Origin of the sequence: Nonomuraea diastatica (assembly GCF_004349015.1) — a bacterium.
Classification (GTDB): domain Bacteria; phylum Actinomycetota; class Actinomycetes; order Streptosporangiales; family Streptosporangiaceae; genus Nonomuraea; species Nonomuraea diastatica.
Genome location: NZ_SMKP01000069.1, coordinates 25,495 through 46,969 on the forward strand (window position 1 = coordinate 25,495; position 21,475 = coordinate 46,969).

The following is a 21,475-nucleotide window of genomic DNA, read 5'->3' on the forward strand; positions in this document are numbered from 1 at the left end:
CCCAGGCGGCGCGAAGGCCCTCCGAGCCTGGCTCGGAGGGCCTTCGGCGGCGGTTTCAGCCACCCGTTCAGCCGATCGTTCAGCCGACGTCAGCCGACATGGACCACGTCGTGCGTCTCGGCGAAGTGGCAGGCGCTCTCGTGCGCCGTGCCCGGCCGGATCTGCAGCAGCGGCTCCTCCTCCGCGCAGATCTCCTGCGCCTTCCAGCACCGCGTACGGAACCGGCAGCCCGACGGCGGGTTGGCGGGCGACGGCGGATCGCCCTGGAGGATGATGCGCTCGCGCTGCTCCCGCCCCTCGGGGTCGGGCACCGGCACCGCCGACAACAACGCCTGCGTGTACGGGTGCGCCGGCCGGTCGTAGATCTCGGTGTCCTTGCCGAGCTCCACGAACTTGCCGAGGTACATCACCCCGACCCGGTCGGAGATGTGGCGCACCACCGACAGGTCGTGGGCGATGAAGATGTACGCCAGGTCGAACTCGTTCTGCAACCGCTCCAGCAGGTTGATGACCTGCGCCTGGATCGACACGTCGAGGGCCGACACCGGCTCGTCGCAGACGATGATCTCCGGCTGCAGCGCCAGCCCGCGGGCGATGCCGATGCGCTGCCGCTGGCCGCCGGAGAACTGGTGCGGGTAGCGGTTGATGTGGTCGGGGTTGAGGCCCACGACCTCCAGCAGCTCCTGCACCTTCGTGCGGCGGTCGCCCTTGGGCGCCACCTCGGTGTGGATCTCGTACGGCTCACCGATGATGTCACCGACGGTCATCCGGGGGTTCAGCGAGGTGTACGGGTCCTGCATCACCATCTGGATGTTGCGCCGCATCCGCTTGAGCTCGTTGCCCCTGGCCTTGGCGATGTCACGGCCGTTGATCGTCACCGAGCCCGACGTGGGCCGTTCGAGCGCCATGAGGACCTTGGCGAGGGTGGACTTGCCGCAGCCCGACTCGCCCACGATGCCCAGGGTCTCACCCTTGTGCAGGTCGAACGAGACGCCGTCGACGGCCTTGATGGCGCCGATCTGCCTCTTGACCACGATGCCCTGGGTGAGCGGGAAGTGCTTGACCAGGTCGCGCACCTCAAGAATGCGCTCACTGGTGCTCGCCATCGAGGACCTCCCTCCAGTAGTGGCAGGCACTGCTCCGCGTGCCGCTGAGCTCGTGGAGCGGGGGCGTGTCGGTCACGCAGTCGTCCTGACGGTAGGGGCACCGGGGGTGGAACGCGCAGCCCGTCGGCAGGTCGAGCAGGTTGGGCGGCAACCCCTTGATCGCGTACAGCTCGTGGCCTTTGAGGTCGACCCGGGGGATCGACTCCAGCAGGCCCTTCGTGTACGGGTGCGCGGGCCCCTTGTAGATGTCGTGCACGGGGGCGTTCTCCACGATGCGCCCCGCGTACATCACGGCGATCCTGTCGGCAACGTCGGCGACGACGCCCAGGTCGTGGGTGATCAGGATGAGACCCATCTGGCTCTCACGCTGCAGCTCGGCCAGCAGCTCCATGATCTGCGCCTGGACGGTCACGTCGAGCGCCGTGGTCGGCTCGTCCGCGATCAGCACCTCGGGGTCCAGCGCGATCGACATGGCGATCATGATGCGCTGCCGCATGCCTCCGGAGAACTGGTGCGGATAGTCGTGGACGCGCTGCCCGGCGGCCGGGATGCGTACGCGGTCCATCAGCTCGACGGCCTTCTTCAGCCCGTCGGCCTTGGACATGCCTCGGTGCACCCGGAACATCTCGCTGATCTGCCAGCCCACGGTGAACACCGGGTTGAGCGCGGAGAGCGCGTCCTGGAAGATCATCGCGATCCGCTGGCCGCGCACCTGCGTGCGGGCCTCCTCCGACAGCTGGAGCAGATTGGTGCCCTTGAAGCGGATCTCCCCCTTGGGAATCACCGCGGGCGGCATGTCGAGAATGCCCATGATCGCCTGCGCGGTCACGGACTTGCCCGAACCCGACTCGCCCAGCACCGCGAGCGTCTCGCCGGGGTTGACGGTGTAGCTCACCCCGTTGACCGCGCGTACGATCCCGGCGCGGGTGCGGAACTCCACGTGCAGGTTGTCGACCGCGAGCAGTGGATGGTCGCCCAGCGCCCCTCCTTCGGAGAGCCCAGGCAGCACGTCCGCTGACGTCTTCTTCACGTGATCCCCCCTTCTACCTGAGCTTCGGGTCGAGCGCGTCGCGCACCGCGTCGCCCATCATGATGAACGCGAGCACGGTGACGCACAGGAACGCGGCAGGGAACACCAGCGGAAGCGGCGCTTCCAGGAACCTGTTGCGCGCGTCGGCGATCATCAGACCCCACGAGATGTCCGGGGACAGCACGCCGACGCCCAGGAACGACAGCGCGGCCTCGGCGGCGATGAAACCGCCCAGGTTGATCGTGGCCACGACGATGACCGGCGCGAGCGAGTTGGGCAGCAGGTGACGGAACATGATCCGGCCCGCTCCCGCGCCCAGTGCCCTGGCGGCCATCACGAAGTCCTGGTTCTTCGCGGTGATCACGGCCGCTCTCATGATGCGGTACGTCATCGGCCAGCCGAGCACCCCTAGCGCGACGATGACCAGCAGGATGCTGTTGGCCTTGCCGCGGAAGGTGGCCGCGATCAGCAGCGCGCCGAGGATCGCGGGGATGGCGAAGAAGATCTCGGTGAACCGCGAGGACACCGCGTCGACGGCGCCGCCCTTGTAGCCGGCGATGATGCCGAGCAGGCTGCCGATCAACGTGGTGACGATCGTGGTGAACACGCCGATGATGATCGAGTTGCGCGCGCCGTAGATCGTCCTGGCGTAGAGGTCGCAGCCCAGGTTGTCCCTGCCGAACAGGTGGCCCGGGCTGGGCCCCTGACGCGCCGTCGACAGGTCGCAGCTCCTGGCGTTGAACGGGTCGATCGAGCTGAACAACGACGGCCAGAACGACATGACCAGCAGGACGAAGATGATGATCATCGAGATGATGAACATCGGCCGGCGCCTGAGGTCGTACCATGCGTCGGTCCACAGGCTGGCGGGCTTGCCGCCCTTGACCTTCTTACCCTCGCGTTCCGGCGCCTGGGTGGGCTCCGTGACCAAGGTCTGCGTATCCGGGAGCCCGGGCCCGACCGGCGGGGTTGGGTTACTCATAGCGGATCCTCGGGTCGAGCAGGGCGTACAACATGTCGACGACCAGGTTGGCCAGGATGTAGATCAGCACCAGGATGGTGACGATGCCCACGACCACCGGTTGTTCCCGCAAGTAAACCGACTGGAAGAGCTGATTTCCAATTCCCTGCAGGTTGAAGATCGTCTCGGTGATGACCGCGCCGCCCATCAGGTTGCCGAGGTCGGCGCCCAGAAAGGTGATCAGCGGGATCAACGCGTTGCGCAACCCGTGCCTGCCGATGACGCGGCGTCTCGACAGGCCCTTGGCCGTGGCCGTGCGGATGTAGTCGGCCCTCAGGGTCTCCGCGAGGCTGGTCCTGGTGAGCCTGGTCAGATAGGCGATCGACGTTCCCGCCAGCACGAAGCCGGGCAGCAGGTAGCTGCGCCAGCCCGCGAACGTGCCGGCGACGGGGAAGATGTCCGCGCCCGTCCACTGTTTGAGCTTCACGCCGAGCAGGAGCTGCAACACGAATCCCGTCACCAGCGTGGGGACGGAGATGAACAGCAGCGTCGAGGCGAGGATCATGGTGTCGGTGGCCTTGCCCCGGCGCAGCGCGGCCCACAGGCCCAGGCCGACGCCGATGACGGCCTCCATGACCAGCGCGGTCAGCGCGAGGTTCAGGGTGACCTGAAACTTGCCCGCCATGATCTGGGATACGGGGACGTCGGCGAAGTTGACGCCGAAGTCGCCCTGGAAGAGCACACCGCTGATGTAGTACCAGTACTGCAGCAGCAGCGGATCGTTGAGGTGGTATTGCTCGCGCAGGACCTCGGCGATCGCGGGGTCGGGACGCTTGTCCCCGAACAACGCCGCGATGGGGTCTCCGGGCAGCGCGAAGACGATGCAGAAAATGAGTAGCGTGGCGCCGAACAGGACGGGGATCGCCTGGATCAAGCGCCTGATGACATAACGGCCCATTCAAGCCCTCCGGTACACGCTTGGAGGCAGCCCTCGGAGTCCGTGAGTTACCCGGCTCGAGTGGCTGCCTCCAAGTTCAGCCCTCCGACGGGTGGACGGCGAGGCCGTCCACCCCGGCGAACGACGTCAGGCCTTCTCGACGTCTGCCCAGTCAATCTGGTTGAGCAGGTTGAGCTTGACGTTCTTCACCTTAGTGGAGTGTCCGAAGTTGCTCCGGTAGAAGTAGACCGGGATGTACGGGAGCTCCTTGATCAGGATGTCGTCGGCCTGCTGGTAGAACTTCAGGCCCTCGGCGGCGTCCGTCGCCTGGTCGCCCTTCTTGATCAGCTCGTCGAACTCCTTGTTCGAGTAGCCGCCGTAGTTGGAGCCGGATGTGATGGCACCGGTGCCGAAGATCGGGGTCAGGTAGTTCTCGGCCGCCGGGTAGTCGATCGCCCAGCCCATGCGGAACAGGCCCTTGTACTCCTTGGCGTCCAGCGCGTCCAGGATGCCCTGGAACTTCTCGAACGGCTTGGGCGTGACCTCGATGCCCAGGTTGGCGCGGAGGTTGTTGGCGACCGCCTCGATCCACTCCTTGTGGCCGCCGTCCGCGTTGTAGCCGATCTCGATGGTCTTGGGGCCGCCGGCCTCGTCGTACAGCTTCTTGGCCTCGGCCGGGTTGTACGTGCAGGCGTCGCAGGCGCCCGCGCGGTAGCCGGGGATGGCCGGGTTGATGAAGTCGTCGGCGGGCGCGCGGGTGCCGGAGAAGACCGTCTCGGCGATGGTCTTCCTGTCGATGGCCAGCGAGATGGCCCGGCGGACCTGCACGTCCTGGAAGTCGGGGTTGTACTTCAGCGGGACGCCGATGTAGCCGATGGAGGCGTCGGCCTCGTCGAAGTAGCGGTCACCGAGCGCGGCCTTGGCGCTGGCGATCGCGGAGGGAGGCAGCGAGTCGTCGACGTCGAGGTTCTCGGCCTGGAGGTCGTTGTACGCGGTCTCGGCGCTGGTGTAGACCTTGAACTGGAGCTTGGTCCAGTTCGAGGGCTTCTTGCCGGGGAACTTGTCGTACACCGACGCCTCGATGGTCGCGTCGGTGCCCTTCTTGTAGGGCTTGTCCAGCTTGAACATGCCCTGACCGATCGGCTGCTCGCCGTAAGCCTGGGTCACCTTGCCGTCGGGGCCGATGGCCGACTCCGGCAGCGGGTAGAAGGCGGTGTAGCCCAGCATGGTCTTGAACTGCGAGAACGGCGCCGCGAGCGTGACCTCGAGCGTGAGGTCGTCGACGACCTTGAGGCCCTTCATCTCCTTGGCCGTCGGCTTCTTGCCCTCGCCCGGGTGGACGTCCTCATAACCGTCGATGCGCCCGAAGAAATAGGACGCGCTCATGGCGTTGTCCTGGAGTGCCGCATAGTTCCACGCGCGCGCGTAGTCGGCCGCGGTCACGGCGGTGCCGTCGTGCCACGTGTAGCCGGACTTCAGCTTGATCGTCCAGACCTTGCTGTCCTCCGTCGTGACCGACTCGGCGGCCTCCTCGACTGGCTGCTTTTCCTCGTCGTAGCTGACAAGCGGAGAGAAAAGCGCGGCGAGAACCTCGGAGCCTTCGGTCTCGGTGGTGTTCTGCGGAACCAGGAGCTCCTGAGGCTCTCCGATTTCCATGCGGACCGGCGTGGAGTCCCCGCCGCCCGCGGCAGTGCCACCGCTGTCCGAGGCACCGCCGCCACACGCGGCAACCGCGAGGGCGAGCAGCGCGGTACCGGCGACGATCTGTGCGCCCTTAGTAACACGCATGGTGAAAGAATTCCTCCCTCTACAGGTGGGCGTAAGCGCTGAGCTGCGGTGATCGTGAGCAGCCTGACGGGGGGGTCCTGGTATCCCCCCGAGTTTGGCTGACATGGTCAAACCAGCCGACGCCCTGCCAGTCGATCGCGACTATCCCTCACTACTTGCCACCAGGACGTCTCTGGCGCGTTGCAGTTCGGTCACACGTACGCCTATCCACCGTCACAGACATTTAGCCCTATCAGCATGAAACGGTACAGAACGTCCCAAGCAGGCACTGCAGGGACATGAATTGTCGATGAAAATTACCCCCTACACGAAGGCGCTCGCGCCCTTGCCGCCACACCCCGCCGGGCTGGGCTACGGTTGAGCGGGTCTTGACGACGCCTTGGAACCCAGCGTCCCGAGACTCCGTCCAACTGACTGTCGCCGACACGTGCGACAGGCACCTCACCGACCGGGATCCAATAGAGTCCTTGCCATGAGCCAGCCGGAATCCGCTGTCGCGGACGCCCAGGCGGGCGGCCGAAGCGGGCAGGAGCCGCTGGCCAAGCTCGCCAAGCGCTATGGGCTTCGCCGTGCCATCGCGCGGCCGAGGTTTCCCGTCTACCTGCGCCAGTTGTGGCAGCGGCGCCACTTCATCCTGACATACGCGACCTCGCGCAACGTCTCGAAATACTCGAGCTCGGCGCTCGGCCAGCTGTGGCAGGTGCTGACTCCCCTCCTCAACGCCGCCATCTACTACGTGATGTTCGGCGTCGTCCTCGGCGGCAGAGACGGCATCGACAACTACCCGGCGTTCCTGCTGACCGGGATGTTCATCTTCACCTACACGCAGCGCACGGTCACCGCCGGCGCCAAGTCGATCTCCGGCAACCTGTCGATGATCCGGGCCCTGCACTTCCCAAGGGCCTCGCTGCCGCTCGCCTACACGATCCAGGAGCTCCAGCAGCTCGCCATTTCCATGGGCGTGCTCCTTGCCATCGTCTGGGCCACCGGCGAGTCGCCGACCTGGTACTGGCTGATGATCCCGGTGGTGCTGCTGCTCCAGACGATGTTCAACGTCGGGACGGGCCTGGTGGTCGCCCGGCTCGGCGCGCAGATGCGTGACCTCAACCAGTTGTTGCCGTTCATCTCCCGCACCTGGCTCTACGCCTCGGGCGTGTTCTTCTCGATCCAGGACAAGGTCGTCGGGGCCGCGAAACTGCCGCAGTGGGTGGCGGACGCGATGTACCTCAACCCCGCCGCCTCCTACATCGAGTGGATGCGCGAGATCCTCATCGGGTCACACAACCAGCAGTACGGCCACCACCCCCCGGCGATGGTGCTGCTGTCTTGCGTATTCTGGGCGGTGTTCGCTCTCGGCTTCGGCTTCTGGTACTTCTGGCGGTCCGAGGAGAGGTACGGGCGTGGCTGAACTGACCAAGGAGCTGTCACAGGTGAAGGGCGAGAAGCCCGCCGTCCCGGGCAAGGATGCGAAGGTGCATCCCGACCCGGAGCCCTCGGGCAAGCGGCCTCTTGACGTCCCCACGGGCACTCCGACCGTCATCGTCGACGACCTCCACATCGTCTACCGCGTCTACGGCGCGGCCTCGGAGGGCGAGAAGGGCAACGCGGTCAACGCCCTCACGCGCCTTCTGAAGCGCCAGGGGCGCCCGCAGATGAAAGAGGTCCACGCGGTCAAGGGCCTCACTTTCGTGGCCTACCACGGCGACGCCATCGGCATCGTGGGGCGCAACGGCTCGGGCAAGTCCACGCTGCTGCGGGCCATCGCGGGCCTGCTGCCGCCGCACAAAGGCGCCGTCTACACCGACGGCCAGCCGTCACTGCTCGGCGTCAACGCGGCTCTCATGCGCGAGCTGACCGGCGAGCGCAACATCGTCCTCGGTTGTTACGCCATGGGCATGACGCCCGCCGAGGTCCGTGAGAAATACCAGGAGATCGTCGACTTCTCCGGCATCGACGAGTTCGTCCAGCTGCCCATGTCCACCTACTCCTCCGGCATGGGCGCCCGCCTGCGCTTCGCCATCTCCTCCGCCAAGACCCACGACGTCCTGCTCATCGACGAGGCCCTGGCGACCGGCGACCGCGAGTTCCGCAAGAAGAGCCAGGAGCGCATCCGCAAGATCCGCGAGTCGGCCGGCACGGTCTTCCTCGTCGCCCACGACCTCAAGGTCATCGAGGAGACCTGCAACCGCGTCATCTGGCTGCACAAGGGCAAGATCAAGATGGACGGCGACCCGAAAGAGGTCATCGCCGCCTACAACAAGGGCTGACCCCGCTCTCACCTCGCCGCCGCACCGACCCCCCGGCGTGGCGCCTTCCGCCGTGCCCAGGCTTCGATCTCGTGTGCGAAACACGGGCGACAGGAGGGGTTAATGACTGACAGCGAGCCTGCCGTTCCGATAGAATTCGAACGCCAATTCGATCTGGGGAACGGCGATGGAGTGGGAGCGCGCGATGGGAGAGCTTTCGGCCGCGATTGACCACCTGGCCACCGAAGACGTGTCCGAGATCCCGCGGATGCAGCTCGCCGAGCAACTCCTGGAGCTGCACTGGCAGATGGCCAGACTGCAGGCCCAGATAGCCCGCCGCACCGGCGTCCGCCTCCCCTGACCCCGCACTCTGCCCGTCTCACCTGACCCGCCGCGACACGCCGTCCCGCCGAGACGAATGCCAGGAGTCCGCCACGTCAGGGGAAAGGGCCCACACGTGCCCTCACTTCATGCCCTCGCCGCTCATCGAGCCGTTCCCGTCGTGAACGTGCTCCGGGGCTCGTGCGGGCTGACAGGTCCGTCCTTGGACGGCCGGCGACGCGCGCGTGTCGGCAGCCCGCCACGTGGCGGTCAGAGGGCGTCTCCCTGAAGACCCTCAGCCACGTGCGTCGGGCGGGTGACCTTGCCGTGGAAGAAGGAAGGAAAAAGCATGCCGCCGACCCCGGGGTGGGGCCGGCGGCGGGCGGCTCGTGCGGCGCCGGCGCCCTGCAGTGGCGGCGCGGTGCGCGAGCTCACCCCCGGGCGCGGGCGCGTCCGCCCTTGCCCGTCATGAGACCGCGTGCGCGGCCCGTACGCGCGACGCCTCGCGACCCACGCGCGGCCGGCCCGGAGCGCTCGGCACCTGTGAGCGCCCCACCGACCTGGCACATCAGCGCGACGGCGTCCCGGCCACGGTGAGATCCCGGCCCGTGGACGGCGATGTCCCCGCCGGAGGCCACTCCTCCGGCCAGGGAGACGGCGTACGGGTCACCGGCACGACCTGGTTCCCTGCGTCGGCACCTGTGACGCCCGCGAACCCTCATGCCGGCCCTCGGCGAGCCACGCTCGCCGGCGGCCCCGTCGTGACTAGTCGTCGTGGCTAGTCACGGTCCCAGGACTGCCGCACCGAACTCGTCAGCGCGCTTGTGGACCATCCGAGAGCGGTCACCACGTCGCGGTGGGACGCGGCGGCCTTGGTGCCGCCGGCCTCGACGGTGCCCGCGGCCTCCTCGACCAGGGGGGTGAGCTCGTCCAGGGTGGCGGCCTGGGTCAGGCCGGGCAGCGCCTCGGCGACCGGGGCCGCCTCGGCGGGCGCGACCTTCCCGATCACCGTGGACAGCCGTCCGCCGGGGATGCCCGGCAGCGCGTTCTTGGCGGCCTGCGTGAGGCCGGACATCGAGGTCTGCGCCGCGACGCCCTTGACGGGTGCGCCGTCGGTGGCCGGCAGCTTGACCAGCGCGCTGCCGAAGGACGACTCGGCCAGGGCGGCCATGGCGGCGACGACGCCGTGCACGGCCGCGGCCTGGGTGGCGACCTCGCTCCTGCCCTGCCTGAACGTCTTGACCGACGGGGTCGACGCTTCCGCCATGCGGGCCGCGCCCGACAGCAGGGGCAGCGACGACGTCACGTCGCGGCCGTTGCTGAGCGGGATCCCGCCGACGATCGGCGACAGCTCGGGCAGCGGGTCGCCCAGCTTGGTGACGTCCTCTGCCGAGTTGGGCGTGCCCATGGTCCGCCGCTGGTTGTCGGCCCTCCTCCTGGCCTCGGCCAGGGCGTCCTTCTCGGCCTCTGTCAGTTGCTCCTGCAGGGCCGGGGCGCCGAACAGCGCGCCCACCAGATCAGCGGTGATCCCGCCGATCGGGCTCGTCGCGGTGGTGGTGCCTCCGCTCCGGCTGCCGGAGTGGACGTCCGCTTGGGCCGGCACGGCCAAAGCCGCTGCCAAGCCAAATGTTGTGACGGCTACCGCCGCCTTGACTACTCGATTCATGATTGCCTTCCCGGCTCGTGATCGATCGCTCTCGAATGCGATGGAAATGCGAATCGATAACCCCCGAATGCCGTGGCGTACGCGCTATGGGCACCACATCGGGCGTGCCGTCACGGCTGAGCTACGCCAGCAGTTCTATCACTCACTGTGACTGGCCGCAGGCTCATGAATGCCCATGTAGAAGGGGTTTGCAGCACGGTTACCGAGTGAGGGGGGAGCGTTGAGCGGGAAGACAAAACGGAAATAGGAGGGTCTTGTTTCTGATAGTGCACGCCCGCGCGGTGAACTTCGCGCGGGCCGCCTCATAACCACCCTTCGGCCCGTGAACAATGGGTCGCGAAAACAAATGTCACGGGCCGGGGCGTAATTTTCCGGTCGCGTTGGACGCGCGCGACCGTCAGACGGGCAGCAGGGCTTCCTCCTGCTCGAACGGAAAACGATCGGCGAAGGCCGGCCGGAGGTCGCTCAGCCACACCGCGGTCGGGTCGTAGCGCGCGAAGAACGGCCGCCCCACCAGCGAGGGGTCGCGCGCCTGGATGAGGTGGAGCATGAAGACCCGCTCCCCGGCGATCTCCGTGACGCCGTCGACGCACACCTTTCCAGGCGTGGCGGACATCGACGGACCGCGGACCGTGCGGCAGAGCCCGGAGACGGACGCGTAGGCGTCCCGGAAGATCTCGTACGCACGGGCCAGCGGCACCGCGAAGTAGTCCTGGGGACCGGTGTCGCGCTCGACGAACATGTAGTAGGGAATCAGCCCCATCCTGAGCTGCCGCCGCCACATGCGGGTCCACACGGCGGGATCGTCGTTGATGGACCTGATCAGCGGCGCCTGGGTGCGGATCGTGGCGCCGCTGCCGAGGATGCGCTTGACCGCCGACTCCACCAGCGGCGACTCTAGCTCGCGCGGGTGCGAGAAGTGGGCCATGAACGCGAGGTTCTTGCCGGCGTTCGTGACCTCCTCGAACAGGCCGAGCGTGGCGTCCGCGTCGGGGTCGGTGACGAAGCGCTGCGGCCAGTAGGCCAGCGCCTTGGTGCCAATGCGGATGGACTCGAGCTGCTCCAGCTCCAGCAGCGGCTCGATATATCGCCTGATGACGGACTCGCCCATAATCATGGCGTCGCCGCCGGTGATCAGGACGCTGGTGACCTCGGGATGGCTGCGAAGGTAGCCCACCATCTGGCCGATGTCGTCAGAGGCGAACTTCAGGTCCGCGTCACCGACGAACTGCGCCCACCTGAAGCAGTAGGTGCAGTAGGCGTGACAGGTCTGCCCCTGCTTGGGGAAGAACAGCACGGTCTCTGGATATTTGTGCTGCAAGCCAGGTACCGGCTCATCGTCGATCTTCGGGACGTTGAGCTCCTTCTGGCCCGCGGGATGCGGGTTGAGCTGTGCGCGGACGCGGTTGGCCTCAGCCTGGATCTCGGCATTGGGCGCCTCGGCCTTGAGCAGGTCGGCCAGCCGGGCGACGTCTTCGGCGGGCAGCATGTCCTCCTGGGGGAAGACGAGCCGGTATATCGGGTCGTCGGGCGCGGCCGACCAATCTATGAGTTCCTCCACGACGTAGGCGTTCGTCCGGAACGGCAACACCGTGGCCACGGCGCGAACCTTCAGCCGCTCCTCATCGCCGAGCCCCGCACGCTGCAGGAGCTCGTCGAGATGCTTGGACGTGTACGCCTTGAAGCGTCGGGTGCCTGCCTGGTTCAAGATCACTAGGCCTGTCCCATCTTTTTTGTTCGATCTGATGTAAACCTCACGACCCTGTCGCGCGTCTACGGTTCTTAATACCCGGACGCTCCCAGCCGCGTCACCGGTTCCACCGGGCTCCAAGTTTCTCTGGAGGTTTGACGGCACTCGCGACATATCGCGAATAGGCATACACTCCTCTTGTGACCGACGATCCGGACCTTCGTGCCTCCGATGCCGACCGCGACCGCGTGGCCGCCGTGCTGTCCGAAGCGCTCGCCGCAGGAAGACTCACCAGCGTCGAGCACGCCGACCGCCTCGATCTCGCCTACACCGCGAAAACGGTCGGTGAGCTCGTCCCCATCACCGAAGACCTGCCTGACGTGTCCGCGGCCGGCGTGCCCACCGCCATCGAGCAGCAGGTCATCGACTCGAAATTCAGCAAGGTCGTGCGCAAGGGCCGCTGGGTCGCCTCCAGGAACACCAGGCTGTCCGCACGGTTCGGCGCACTGATCATCGACCTGTCTGACGCCGTCCTGCCCGGCCGCGAGATCACGATCGAGACGAACGCCTGGTTCAGCAAGATGATCGTACGCGTCCCTGAAAACGCCCACGTGATCGACGAAGGCAGCTCGATGTTCGGCAAGCGCAACGTGACCGGCGGCTCCGAGGCCGACGGTCCGCTGATCCGGGTCACGGGAGCGTCGAAGTTCTCCAAGGTGATCGTGTCGCGCGGAATGTCCGACTGGAACCTGCGCTGACGGCTCTCGCCGGAAGAATCCTCGAACGCCGCACCTCCCCGCGACGGCGAGCGGGACTGGCACGACTGGAACCCGCCCATGCGGGAACCAAGAGGGCCTACCCGCCGGTTAACCTGGCACCTGCCGTGCCTACGATGCGGACATCCGAACCCGCGTTCCGGCCAAGCCATGACGGCGGGCTCGATGCCGTACGAGGTGATCATTGTCCGACAGCAGGCCCATCGCGCTCGACGCCATGGGCGGCGACCACGCACCGCACGAGATCGTGGCGGGAGCGGTCCACGCCGTACGCGAGCGCGGCCTGCACGTCGTTCTCGTCGGCTCGCCCCGCGTGCTCTACGAAGCGCTCGCCGACCACGACGCGACCAAGGAGATCCCGATCGTCCGGGCCGAGGAGGCCCTGGCCATGGACGAGGGCGCGCTGGCCAGCCTGCGCCGCCCCCGCTCCAGCCTCGCGGTCGCCTGCCACCTCGTACGCCGCGGCGACGCCGGCGCGGTGGTCTCCGCCGGCTCCACCGCGGCCATCGTGGCCACCGGCAGGCTCCGGCTCAAAGGCCAGCAGGGCGTGCTCAAGCCGGCCATCGCCGTCGCCCTGCCCACGCTCCCGCACCCCACCCTGCTGCTCGACGCCGGGGCCAACGCCGAGGCCAAGCCGGAGATGCTGGTCCAGTTCGCCCATCTCGGCGCCGCGTACGCCGAGCTGGCCCACGGCGTCGAGCAGCCCAGGGTGGGCCTGCTGACCATCGGCAGCGAGGCCGAGAAGGGCAACAAGCTCGTCAAACGCGCACACGAGCTGCTGCAGGGCTCACCCGGCATCCACTTCACCGGCAACGTCGAGGGCTACGACCTGCTGACCGGCCAGGCGGACGTGATCACCACCGACGGCTTCACCGGCAACGTGGCGCTCAAGACCATGGAGGGCGCCGTCCGCTACGCGTTCACCGAGCTCCAGGAGAGCATCGGCGACAGCAGGCTGGCCAGGCTCGGCGCCGCCATGCAACGCTCGCGCCTGCGTGAGCTGCGCCGCCGCCTCGATGCTGAGGCGTACGGCGGAGCCGTCCTGCTCGGACTGAACGGCACCGTCGTCATCGCCCACGGCTCGTCCAGGGCCCAGGGGATCAGCGCGGCCTGCCGGCTCGCGGACGACCTGTCGTCGAGCGGCATCGTGACCGATGTCGGCGAGCGGATCGCCGCCACGCATCGCTCCCACAGGTTGTGGTGACCCTTTAGGGTGTGAGACCGATCCACAGCTACAGGGGGATAGGTGGACGGGCTTGCCTCAACGATGCGGGGCCTGACTCCCGCACAGGTGGCGCGGGCGCAGACCAACGACGTCCCGCGCCGCTCCAGCCGGTCGCTGAGCGCGATCCTCAGGGCGAACGTCCTGACCCTTTTCAACCTCGTCATCGGCGTGCTCAGCGTCCTCGTGCTCGTCTTCGGCGAATGGCAGGACGTCATGTTCGGGCTGATCATCGTGGCCAACGCGCTGATCGGCATCGTCCAGGAGCTGCGCGCCAAGCGCACGCTCGACCGCCTCGCCGTGATCAACGAAGCGCCCGTACGCGTCCGCCGCGACGGCGGGGAGCAGCGGATCGAGCCCCGCCAGATCGTGCTGGGCGACCTCATCCTGCTCGGTCCCGGCGAGCGCCTGCTGGTCGACGGCGAGGTCGTCGAGTCCGACGGGCTAGAGGTGGACGAGTCCCTGCTGACCGGCGAGGCCGACCCCGTGCACAAGCGGCCGGGCGACGAGGTCCTGTCGGGCAGCTTCGCGGTGGCGGGCTCCGGCGCGTTCGTGGCCACGAAGGTCGGCACCGACGCGTACGCCGTGCGGCTCGCGGAGGAGGCCAGCACGTTCCACCTCGCCCGCTCCGAGCTCCGGGACGGCATCGCCGGCTTCATCAAGTACGTCTCCTGGCTCCTCATCCCGGTGGGCGGCCTGCTGCTCTACAGCCAGCTCAGCAACTCCGCCGACATCGGCACCGCCGTCACCGGCGCGGTCGCGGGCATCGTCACCATGATCCCCGAGGGCCTGGTGCTGATGACCTCGATCGCCTTCGCCGTCGGCGTCGTACGCCTCGGGCGGCGCAAGTGCCTGGTCCAGGAGCTGCCCGCGGTCGAGGGGCTGGCCAGGGTCGACGTGCTCTGCCTGGACAAGACCGGCACCCTCACCTCCGGCGGGATGGACCTCGACCAGGTGCTGCCGCTGCGCGACGACCAGCCGGCCGAGGCGGCGCTGGCCGCCCTCGCCCACCTCGACCAGCAGCCCAACGCCACCGCCCGGGCCATCCGCGCCCGCTGCCCCGAGGTCGAGGACGGGTGGGTGGCCCGCGCGACCGTGCCGTTCTCCTCAGCGCGCAAGTGGAGCGGCGCCGACTTCGGTGAGCGCGGCACCTGGGTGCTGGGCGCTCCCGACGTGCTGCTCGACGGGGGCGACTGTTACGACAGGGCCGCCGAGCTGGCCGCCGCCGGCACCCGCGTGCTGCTGTTGTGCCGTACGGACGGCCTGCCGGCGGACGCGTCGTTAGAAGAGCCTGAGCCCGTCGCGCTCATCACCTTCACCCAGCGGGTCAGGCCCGACGCGCGAGACACCCTGCGCTACTTCGGCGAGCAGGGCGTGACGGTCAAGGTCATCTCCGGAGACAACCCCGACGCGGTCTCGGCGATCGCGACCGGCCTGGGCATCCCCGGCGGCGAACACTCGATCGACGCCAGGACGTTGCCGCACGACGACCCGGACAAGCTCGGCGAGCTGCTGCACTCTCACACGGTCTTCGGGCGGGTCTCCCCGAGGCAGAAACGCGAGTTCGTCGCCGCTCTTCAGTCTCGCGGCCACACCGTTGCCATGACCGGCGACGGCGTCAACGACGTGCTAGCGCTGAAGGACGCCGACCTGGGCATCGCGATGGGCGCGGGCAGCCCGGCCACCAAGGCGGTCGCCCAGGTGGTGCTGCTGGACGACAAGTTCGCCACGCTGCCGCACCTCGTGGGCGAGGGCCGCCGGGTGCTGGCCAACATCGAACGTGTCTCCCACCTGTTCCTCACCAAGAGCTTCTACGCGATCGTGTTGTCGGTGGTCGTCGGGCTGGCCGGGATGATGTTCCCTTTCGCGCCGCGCCACTCGACCCTGACGAACGCCCTCACCATCGGCATCCCCGTGCTCTTCCTCGCGCTCACACCCACGCTCGAACGCGCCAGACCGGGGTTCGTCCCCCGGGTGCTGCGCTTCGCCGTACCCGCCGGGGTGTTGTGCGCGGCGGCGGTGCTGCTGGCGTTCTGGGTCGCGCACGACAGCACGACCACGCTCGTCCAGACCCAGACGTCCGCGGTGATCGCCCTCTTCCTCACCACCTGGTGGGTGCTCGTGCTGATCGCCAGGCCGCTCAACTGGTGGCGTACGGTCCTCGTCGCCGCCATGGCCGTGCTGTTCGCCATCAGCTTGACGCTGCCCTTCGTCAGGGAGTTCTTCGCGCTCCAGCCGGGCGACGTGGCCAGAGACCTGACGGCCGTCGGCATCTCCGTCGTGGCGGCCGCGGCGATCAGCGTCGCGGTCAGGCTCGCCGGTACCCTTAAAGCATGACCGACCCGCAGATTGTGCTCACCGAGCGCGTCCAGCAGGCGCTGGCGCACGCGTTCGGCCCCGAGCACGCCGACGCAGACCCGCTGATCCGGCCCTCCCAGTTCGCCGACTTCCAGGCGAATGTCGCGATGAGCCTGGCCAAGCGACTGCGACGGGCGCCGCGGGAGGTCGCCGAGGCGATCGAGGGCGCGCTGTCCGACTTCCCCGGCACGGTCGAGGTCAGCGGCCCCGGCTTCCTCAACATCACCCTCGACGACTCGTGGATCGAGTCCGAGGCCCAGCGCGTGCTGGCCGACCCGCGGCTGGGCGTCGGCTCGATCACACCCTCCCAGACCGTGGTGATCGACTACTCCGCGCCCAATGCGGCCAAGGAGATGCACGTCGGCCACCTGCGCACGACGATCGTCGGCGACTCGCTGGCCCGCCTGCACGAGCACCTTGGCAACACCGTGATCAGGCAGAATCACCTGGGCGACTGGGGCACCCCGTTCGGCATGCTCATCGAGCACCTGCTCGACATCGGCGAGGAGACCGCGGTCGAGCAGCTCGAGGCCGGCATGGGCACCGAGTTCTACCAGGCGGCGCGGGTCAAGTTCGACGGCGACGATGCGTTCAAGCAGCGGGCCCGGGTGCGGGTGACCACACTGCAGTCGGGCGACCCCGACACCATGCGGCTCTGGCACGTGTTCATGGACGCCACCGTCCGCTATTTCAACAAGGTCTACCAACTGCTCGGCGTCACGCTGACCGACGCCGACCTCGCCGGCGAGAGCATGTACAACCCCATGCTCCAGAAGACGTGCGACGACCTGGAGGTCTCCGGGGCGGCGGTGATCAGCGACGGCGCGCTCTGCGTGTTCCCGCCCGGCTTCACCGGCTCCGATGACAAGCCCCTGCCGCTCATCATCAGAAAGAGCGACGGGGGCTACGGCTACGCCTCCACCGACATGGCGGCCATCCGCTACCGCGTCCACGACCTCAAGGCCGACCGCATCCTCTACGTCGTGGGCTCCGAGCAGGCGCTGCACTTCCGCATGGTGTTCGCGGGGGCGCGCATGTCGGGCTGGCTGCCCGACACGGTCTCGGCCGAGCACGTCCAGATCGGCATGATGCTCGGCAAGGACGGCCGCCGGTTCAAGACCCGCTCCGGCGAGTCCGTCAAGCTGATGGACCTGCTGCAGGAGGCCATCGACCGGGCCACGGCGGCGATCTCCGACCGGGGCTACGACGAGGCCACCAAGAGCGAGATCGCGCGTGCCGTCGGCATGGGCGCAGTGAAATATGCCGATTTGTCGGTCAGCCACGACAGCGAATACGTCCTCGACTTCGACCGCATGCTCGCCTTCACCGGCAACACCGGGCCCTACATGCAGTACGCCACTGCCCGGATCCGCTCCATCTTCCGCCGGGCCGACATCGAGCCCTCCGACGCGAAGGGCCCGATCCTGCTGGGCGACCCCGCCGAGCGCGCCCTGGCCCTCCATCTGCTCAGCTTCGGCTCGCTCGTCGAGCAGGCGGCCGAGCAGTCCGAGCCCCACCGGCTGTGCGCCTTCCTCTACGAGACGTCCAGCCTGCTGAGCACCTTCTACGAGCAGTGCCCGGTGCTCCGGCCGGACGTGCCGCCGGAGACGCGCACCTCCCGCCTCGCGTTGTGCGCGCTGACCATGGCCGTGCTGGAGACCGGGCTCGACCTTCTGGGCGTCCCTGTCCCCGAGCGCATGTGACACGCAGTTGACCCAAAGCTCCCGTTCCGTCGTGGGCGCGCCTTCACCGAGTTGGCGCGCCCCAGCGGCTAGGCTTTACGCGGTCATGAACTGAGGCCGAAATGGGGGAGTTCTCTGCCTTGAGCACGGACCTGACTGCGAGCCCCCAAGCAGCGACGGAGGTGCATCGCTACGCGGAGGCGTTGCTGGCACACCTCGCCGCCAACGGCTCCGCACCTCCCGCCGCACCGGGCTTCCGCGACATCCCCGGCTACTGGCTGCCTCCGGCCGTCGAGGCGCTGGTCGCCATCCTCGCCGGCGACGACCCCCTTGAGCCGCTGAGCAGGGCGGCGGGGCGCGACCAGCAACAGACCGCGCTCTTCCTCTGCCTGGCCCTGGCCGTGTCAGGGCAGGGCAGCCGCATCCACGCCTCATGGCTCGGCACCGCCTTCGGCGAACTGTCCCTCGACCGGCCGGTCACCCACGGGCAGCGCTCGCTCTGGCTGGCCGCCGCCAGAGGCGCCTACGGCCCCGCCGGCAAGATCTTCGTGCTGCGCAAGCTCGACGTTCTGGCCGTGCAGGAACACGCCGACCCGCAGCAGTGGATGCAGGCGCTGGTGCCGGACGAGCCGTCGGTCGTGGTGCCGCCGTCCCTCGTCGACTTCCCCGAGATGGCAGAGATTCCCGAGCTGGCCAGGCCCGCGGTGGCCGCCGCCCGCCTGGCGAGGTTGCGCGGCCGGGTCTCCGAGATCACCTCGGCCCGGCAGTCCGACCACGACTCCTCCGCCCCGCTCGACAACAGCACCGGCAGCCCCGCCACGTCCTGGGCCGAGGACGAACCACTCGCCGTGCTGCGTTCACTGATCGGCCAGAGCGGACCGGCAGGCCCGATGGCCTCGCTCAGCTCACACCTGATCGACGACCTGCGCCCCGGCGCCGACCCGCACCTGGCCGCGATCGCCCTCCACGTGGCCGCGCCCATCCTGCGGGGCGTCGCCGAGGAGCTGGAGGCCGACAGCCGCCTGGAGCCGCCGGAGACGCTGACTGTGCCGCTGCTCGGCCACCGCATCCACCTGCGGCCCGAGGGCCCCGACGAGCTGTCGATGACCGCCGCCGAGGACGCCATCGTCGCAGACGGGGTCGTGCCCCGCGGCCGGCCCTGGGCCGCCATGGTGCTGATCGTCGCCGGCGTCGCCTGCCTCGTCGGAGCGGTCTTCCTCAACAACCTGCTCGTTGCGGCGGCTGTGGCCATGATCGGCCTGGCCGGCTGGCAACTCTGGCTGCGCCGCAAACTCGTCGAAGCCGACGCCCGCTACGTGACGGCCCAGGTGGGCGAGTTGAAAGAGCTGGCCGAGGGGGCGGTGTGGGCCCTGCACGCCTACGCCCGCGAAGCCGACGCCCGCGCGAAGCAGGCCGCCGACGACGCGGTGGAGCTGGCCCGGCTGATCCGCCGCGGCCCGCGCGCAGGCTGACCCTCCGCCCTCGCACACGCCCTTCCCAGCCCCGTGCGAGGAGTTCGCCAACCGACCCGTCACACTCCGTACACGATCTACCCAAGGCCCCTATGAGGGAGTTCACCACCGGATCCATCACGCTCCGTACACCACCTTGCCTGCCCGTACGAGGGAGTTCGTCAACGGACCCGTCACGCTCGGTACACAGGCTTCCCGCCCCGCATTCCGGGGCTCGCGCCTCACATGGGTTTCCCGACCGAGCCAGACTTCCCGCCCGCACCGGACTTACCTGCCCGTAGTGGACATGCCGTCCTCGGCCGCTCGGAGGTTCATGGGCCCGCAGCAGGCTTCTCTGCTCGTACGGAGTCTCAGGGCCCGCATCGGGCTTCCCGCCCGCACGTGGGGTCGAGACCCGCACGTAAGGTTTCACCGGCCCGCCATCGCGGCCTGACCTGCAGGGCTGTACGCGCGACCGCATCGCAGCCCGTTCCCGGAGTGACCCGGCCGCCGTCCCGTCGCGCCCGCACGCGACAAGGAGCCCTCGTCCCGCCTGGAGACCCGCAGCCCGCATCACAGCGGGTCTCCTACGAAACCTCGATCTCCACGTGTGCCGGCGCGAGCAGGAAGACGCGGTCGGCGATGCGCTCGATCCTTCCCTCACACCCGAAGGCCAGCCCTGCGGCGAAGTCGACCATCCTCGTCGCCTCGGGCATGGGCATGCCCGTGACGTCCATGATCACCGTCTGCCCGTCACGGAAGTGCTGACCGATCATCGGCGCGTCGTTGTACTTGAGCGGCTGGACCATCACGATGCGTGACGAGTCGACGTTCGCGCGCCACCGTCTGGCGGCACGCTCCGTAGCAGGCACGTATTCGTCCTCGTAGTGCCCGTCGTCGTCGTAGCCCTCGTCGTATTGGTCGATTCCGCCCAGGCCAAGGTAGCTCACCACCTTGCGCACTGCCCCCATCGGCTTGTCCTTTCCTCAGGAACTCACCGTAATCGGCACGTCCCTACACATTGGACGGTAACCGACGATTCCGCATTCGCCACGCGACACGCCCAGGACTAATTCCATTTTGTACGGCTTGCAGCCCGGTTGCAGCTGGATATCCGACCCCTGGATAGCATCGAGCACATGCGCCTCTTCACTGTCGACGCCTTCACGGACACAGCTTTCAAGGGTAATCCCGCAGCGGTCTGCCTGCTGGACTCTCCGGTTACTGACCGATGGATGCAGAGCGTAGCCGCCGAGATGAACCTCTCCGAGACCGCCTACCTGCTCGGAGATTCTCTGCGCTGGTTCACGCCCGTGGTCGAGGTCACGCTCTGCGGTCACGCCACCCTCGCGACCGCCCACGTCCTCTATTCGACCGGAGCGGCGAGCGGCCGGGTCGAATTCACCACGGCCAGCGGGACGCTTACCGTGAATCGCCGCTCCGACGGCATGATCACCATGGATTTCCCGGCGAAGGAGGTGACCCCCTCCACCGTTCCCGCGGGCCTGGAGAAAGCGCTGGGTGCGACCCCGGTTCAGGTCGGAAAAAGCCACCTCGACCTGCTGGTCGAGCTCGACTCAGAGGAATCGGTACGGTCACTGACCCCCGATATTTCAGCTCTCGCCGCCATCGACGCGCGAGGCGTCATCGTCACCGCGCGGGGCACGGAGACCGACTTCGTCTCCCGCTTCTTCGCCCCCAATGTCGGCGTCCCAGAAGACCCGGTGACGGGCTCGGCCCACTGCGCGCTCTCTCCGTACTGGTCGTCCCGCCTCGACCGCCCTTCCCTGGTGGGCGCCCAGGTGTCGGCCAGAGGGGGCCTCGTACACGTGACCCACGACGGCGACCGCGTCCACCTGGCCGGCCGGGCCGTAACGGTGTTCTCCGGCAGCCTGAACGTCTGAAAGCTCCATCCAGGGACAACGCCCTGGGACGCAACCGCAAACGTCACATGGCTGGACGGCCCGCTCGCCATGCCGCCTCGTCGAACATGAACGAATCGAACACGCCCGGCACATCAACCGGCCGAGCGCAGCATCGCCATGCCTCCGCCCAGCCGGCACCACGAGGGGATGTCCCCGCGTCGTCGGCCGGTATCACCATCATGCCGTCGTACATGAACGAATCGAACACGCCCGGCACATCAACCGGCCGAGCGCAGCATCGCCATGCCTCCGCCCAGCCGGCACCACGAGGGGATGTCCCCGCGTCGTCGGCCGGTATCACCATCATGCCGTCGTA

Annotated in this window: 18 protein-coding genes; 9 read left to right on the forward strand and 9 right to left on the reverse strand. The window is 68.1% G+C overall.

All coding sequences use genetic code 11. The annotated features are described in order from the left end of the window. Positions 1 to 89 precede the first annotated feature (89 nt). From E1294_RS23970 to E1294_RS23990, 5 genes are all read right to left on the reverse strand, one after another. On the reverse strand, positions 90 to 1,106 hold the full coding sequence (locus E1294_RS23970) for an ABC transporter ATP-binding protein (RefSeq protein WP_132511717.1): 1,017 nt from the start codon (positions 1,104 to 1,106) through the stop codon (positions 90 to 92). Beyond that, the gene (locus E1294_RS23975; RefSeq protein ID WP_181958544.1) at positions 1,090 to 2,136 is read right to left on the reverse strand and encodes an ABC transporter ATP-binding protein; all 1,047 of its coding nucleotides are present in this window, start codon (positions 2,134 to 2,136) and stop codon (positions 1,090 to 1,092) included. Before E1294_RS23975 ends, E1294_RS23970 begins: the two co-directional genes overlap by 17 nt. A gap of 13 nt (positions 2,137 to 2,149) precedes the next feature. Next, complete coding sequence (locus E1294_RS23980) at positions 2,150 to 3,118, reverse strand: ABC transporter permease (protein ID WP_132511719.1); 969 nt, start codon at positions 3,116 to 3,118, stop codon at positions 2,150 to 2,152. Next, a complete protein-coding gene (locus E1294_RS23985; protein WP_132511721.1) occupies positions 3,111 to 4,055 on the reverse strand; it encodes an ABC transporter permease in 945 nt (314 codons plus the stop codon). Before E1294_RS23985 ends, E1294_RS23980 begins: the two co-directional genes overlap by 8 nt. Positions 4,056 to 4,181: 126 nt before the next feature. Then, the gene (locus tag E1294_RS23990; protein WP_246083229.1) at positions 4,182 to 5,690 is read right to left on the reverse strand and encodes a peptide ABC transporter substrate-binding protein; all 1,509 of its coding nucleotides are present in this window, start codon (positions 5,688 to 5,690) and stop codon (positions 4,182 to 4,184) included. A gap of 604 nt (positions 5,691 to 6,294) precedes the next feature. On the opposite strand from E1294_RS23990, the gene E1294_RS23995 reads away from it, so the two are divergent. The 3 genes from E1294_RS23995 to E1294_RS52885 all read left to right on the forward strand — a co-directional run bounded on the left by E1294_RS23995 (position 6,295) and on the right by E1294_RS52885 (position 8,429). Continuing rightward, positions 6,295 to 7,230 carry an ABC transporter permease gene (locus E1294_RS23995; RefSeq protein WP_132511725.1) on the forward strand — a complete coding sequence of 312 codons (936 nt, stop codon included), beginning with the start codon at positions 6,295 to 6,297 and terminating at the stop codon, positions 7,228 to 7,230. After that, complete coding sequence (locus E1294_RS24000) at positions 7,223 to 8,089, forward strand: ABC transporter ATP-binding protein (protein ID WP_181958545.1); 867 nt, start codon at positions 7,223 to 7,225, stop codon at positions 8,087 to 8,089. Before E1294_RS23995 ends, E1294_RS24000 begins: the two co-directional genes overlap by 8 nt. A gap of 184 nt (positions 8,090 to 8,273) precedes the next feature. Then, complete coding sequence (locus E1294_RS52885) at positions 8,274 to 8,429, forward strand: hypothetical protein (RefSeq protein ID WP_165977444.1); 156 nt, start codon at positions 8,274 to 8,276, stop codon at positions 8,427 to 8,429. Positions 8,430 to 9,167: 738 nt separating this feature from the next. Here the strand turns inward: E1294_RS52885 and E1294_RS24005 are convergent. Further along, a complete protein-coding gene (locus tag E1294_RS24005; protein WP_132511727.1) occupies positions 9,168 to 10,010 on the reverse strand; it encodes a hypothetical protein in 843 nt (280 codons plus the stop codon). 442 nt (positions 10,011 to 10,452) lie between these two features. After that, on the reverse strand, positions 10,453 to 11,769 hold the full coding sequence (locus E1294_RS24010) for a KamA family radical SAM protein (RefSeq protein ID WP_132511729.1): 1,317 nt from the start codon (positions 11,767 to 11,769) through the stop codon (positions 10,453 to 10,455). A 176-nt stretch (positions 11,770 to 11,945) separates the two neighbouring features. Here E1294_RS24010 and E1294_RS24015 point away from each other — a divergent pair, with 176 nt between their 5' ends. The 5 genes from E1294_RS24015 to E1294_RS24035 all read left to right on the forward strand — a co-directional run bounded on the left by E1294_RS24015 (position 11,946) and on the right by E1294_RS24035 (position 19,255). Next, positions 11,946 to 12,503 carry a DUF1707 SHOCT-like domain-containing protein gene (locus E1294_RS24015; protein ID WP_132511731.1) on the forward strand — a complete coding sequence of 186 codons (558 nt, stop codon included), beginning with the start codon at positions 11,946 to 11,948 and terminating at the stop codon, positions 12,501 to 12,503. Positions 12,504 to 12,705: 202 nt separating this feature from the next. Further along, positions 12,706 to 13,725: a phosphate acyltransferase PlsX gene (gene plsX / locus E1294_RS24020; RefSeq protein WP_132511732.1), complete on the forward strand. Its 1,020-nt coding sequence runs from the start codon at positions 12,706 to 12,708 to the stop codon at positions 13,723 to 13,725. Positions 13,726 to 13,767: 42 nt separating this feature from the next. Further along, a complete protein-coding gene (locus tag E1294_RS24025; RefSeq protein WP_246083230.1) occupies positions 13,768 to 16,080 on the forward strand; it encodes an HAD-IC family P-type ATPase in 2,313 nt (770 codons plus the stop codon). Beyond that, a complete protein-coding gene (gene argS / locus E1294_RS24030; protein WP_132511733.1) occupies positions 16,077 to 17,804 on the forward strand; it encodes an arginine--tRNA ligase in 1,728 nt (575 codons plus the stop codon). Before E1294_RS24025 ends, argS begins: the two co-directional genes overlap by 4 nt. A 161-nt stretch (positions 17,805 to 17,965) precedes the next feature. Further along, on the forward strand, positions 17,966 to 19,255 hold the full coding sequence (locus E1294_RS24035; RefSeq protein WP_132511734.1) for a hypothetical protein: 1,290 nt from the start codon (positions 17,966 to 17,968) through the stop codon (positions 19,253 to 19,255). Positions 19,256 to 19,821: 566 nt separating this feature from the next. Here E1294_RS24035 and E1294_RS24040 read toward each other — a convergent pair. Then, complete coding sequence (locus tag E1294_RS24040; RefSeq protein WP_132331033.1) at positions 19,822 to 20,205, reverse strand: cell division protein SepF; 384 nt, start codon at positions 20,203 to 20,205, stop codon at positions 19,822 to 19,824. A gap of 168 nt (positions 20,206 to 20,373) precedes the next feature. Between E1294_RS24040 and E1294_RS24045 the strand changes: the two genes are divergently transcribed. Then, a complete protein-coding gene (locus E1294_RS24045; protein WP_132511735.1) occupies positions 20,374 to 21,138 on the forward strand; it encodes a PhzF family phenazine biosynthesis protein in 765 nt (254 codons plus the stop codon). A gap of 43 nt (positions 21,139 to 21,181) precedes the next feature. On the opposite strand, the gene E1294_RS54705 is transcribed toward E1294_RS24045, so the two are convergent. Further along, on the reverse strand, positions 21,182 to 21,475 hold a 294-nt coding region (locus tag E1294_RS54705; RefSeq protein WP_220447908.1), incomplete at its 5' end, for a hypothetical protein.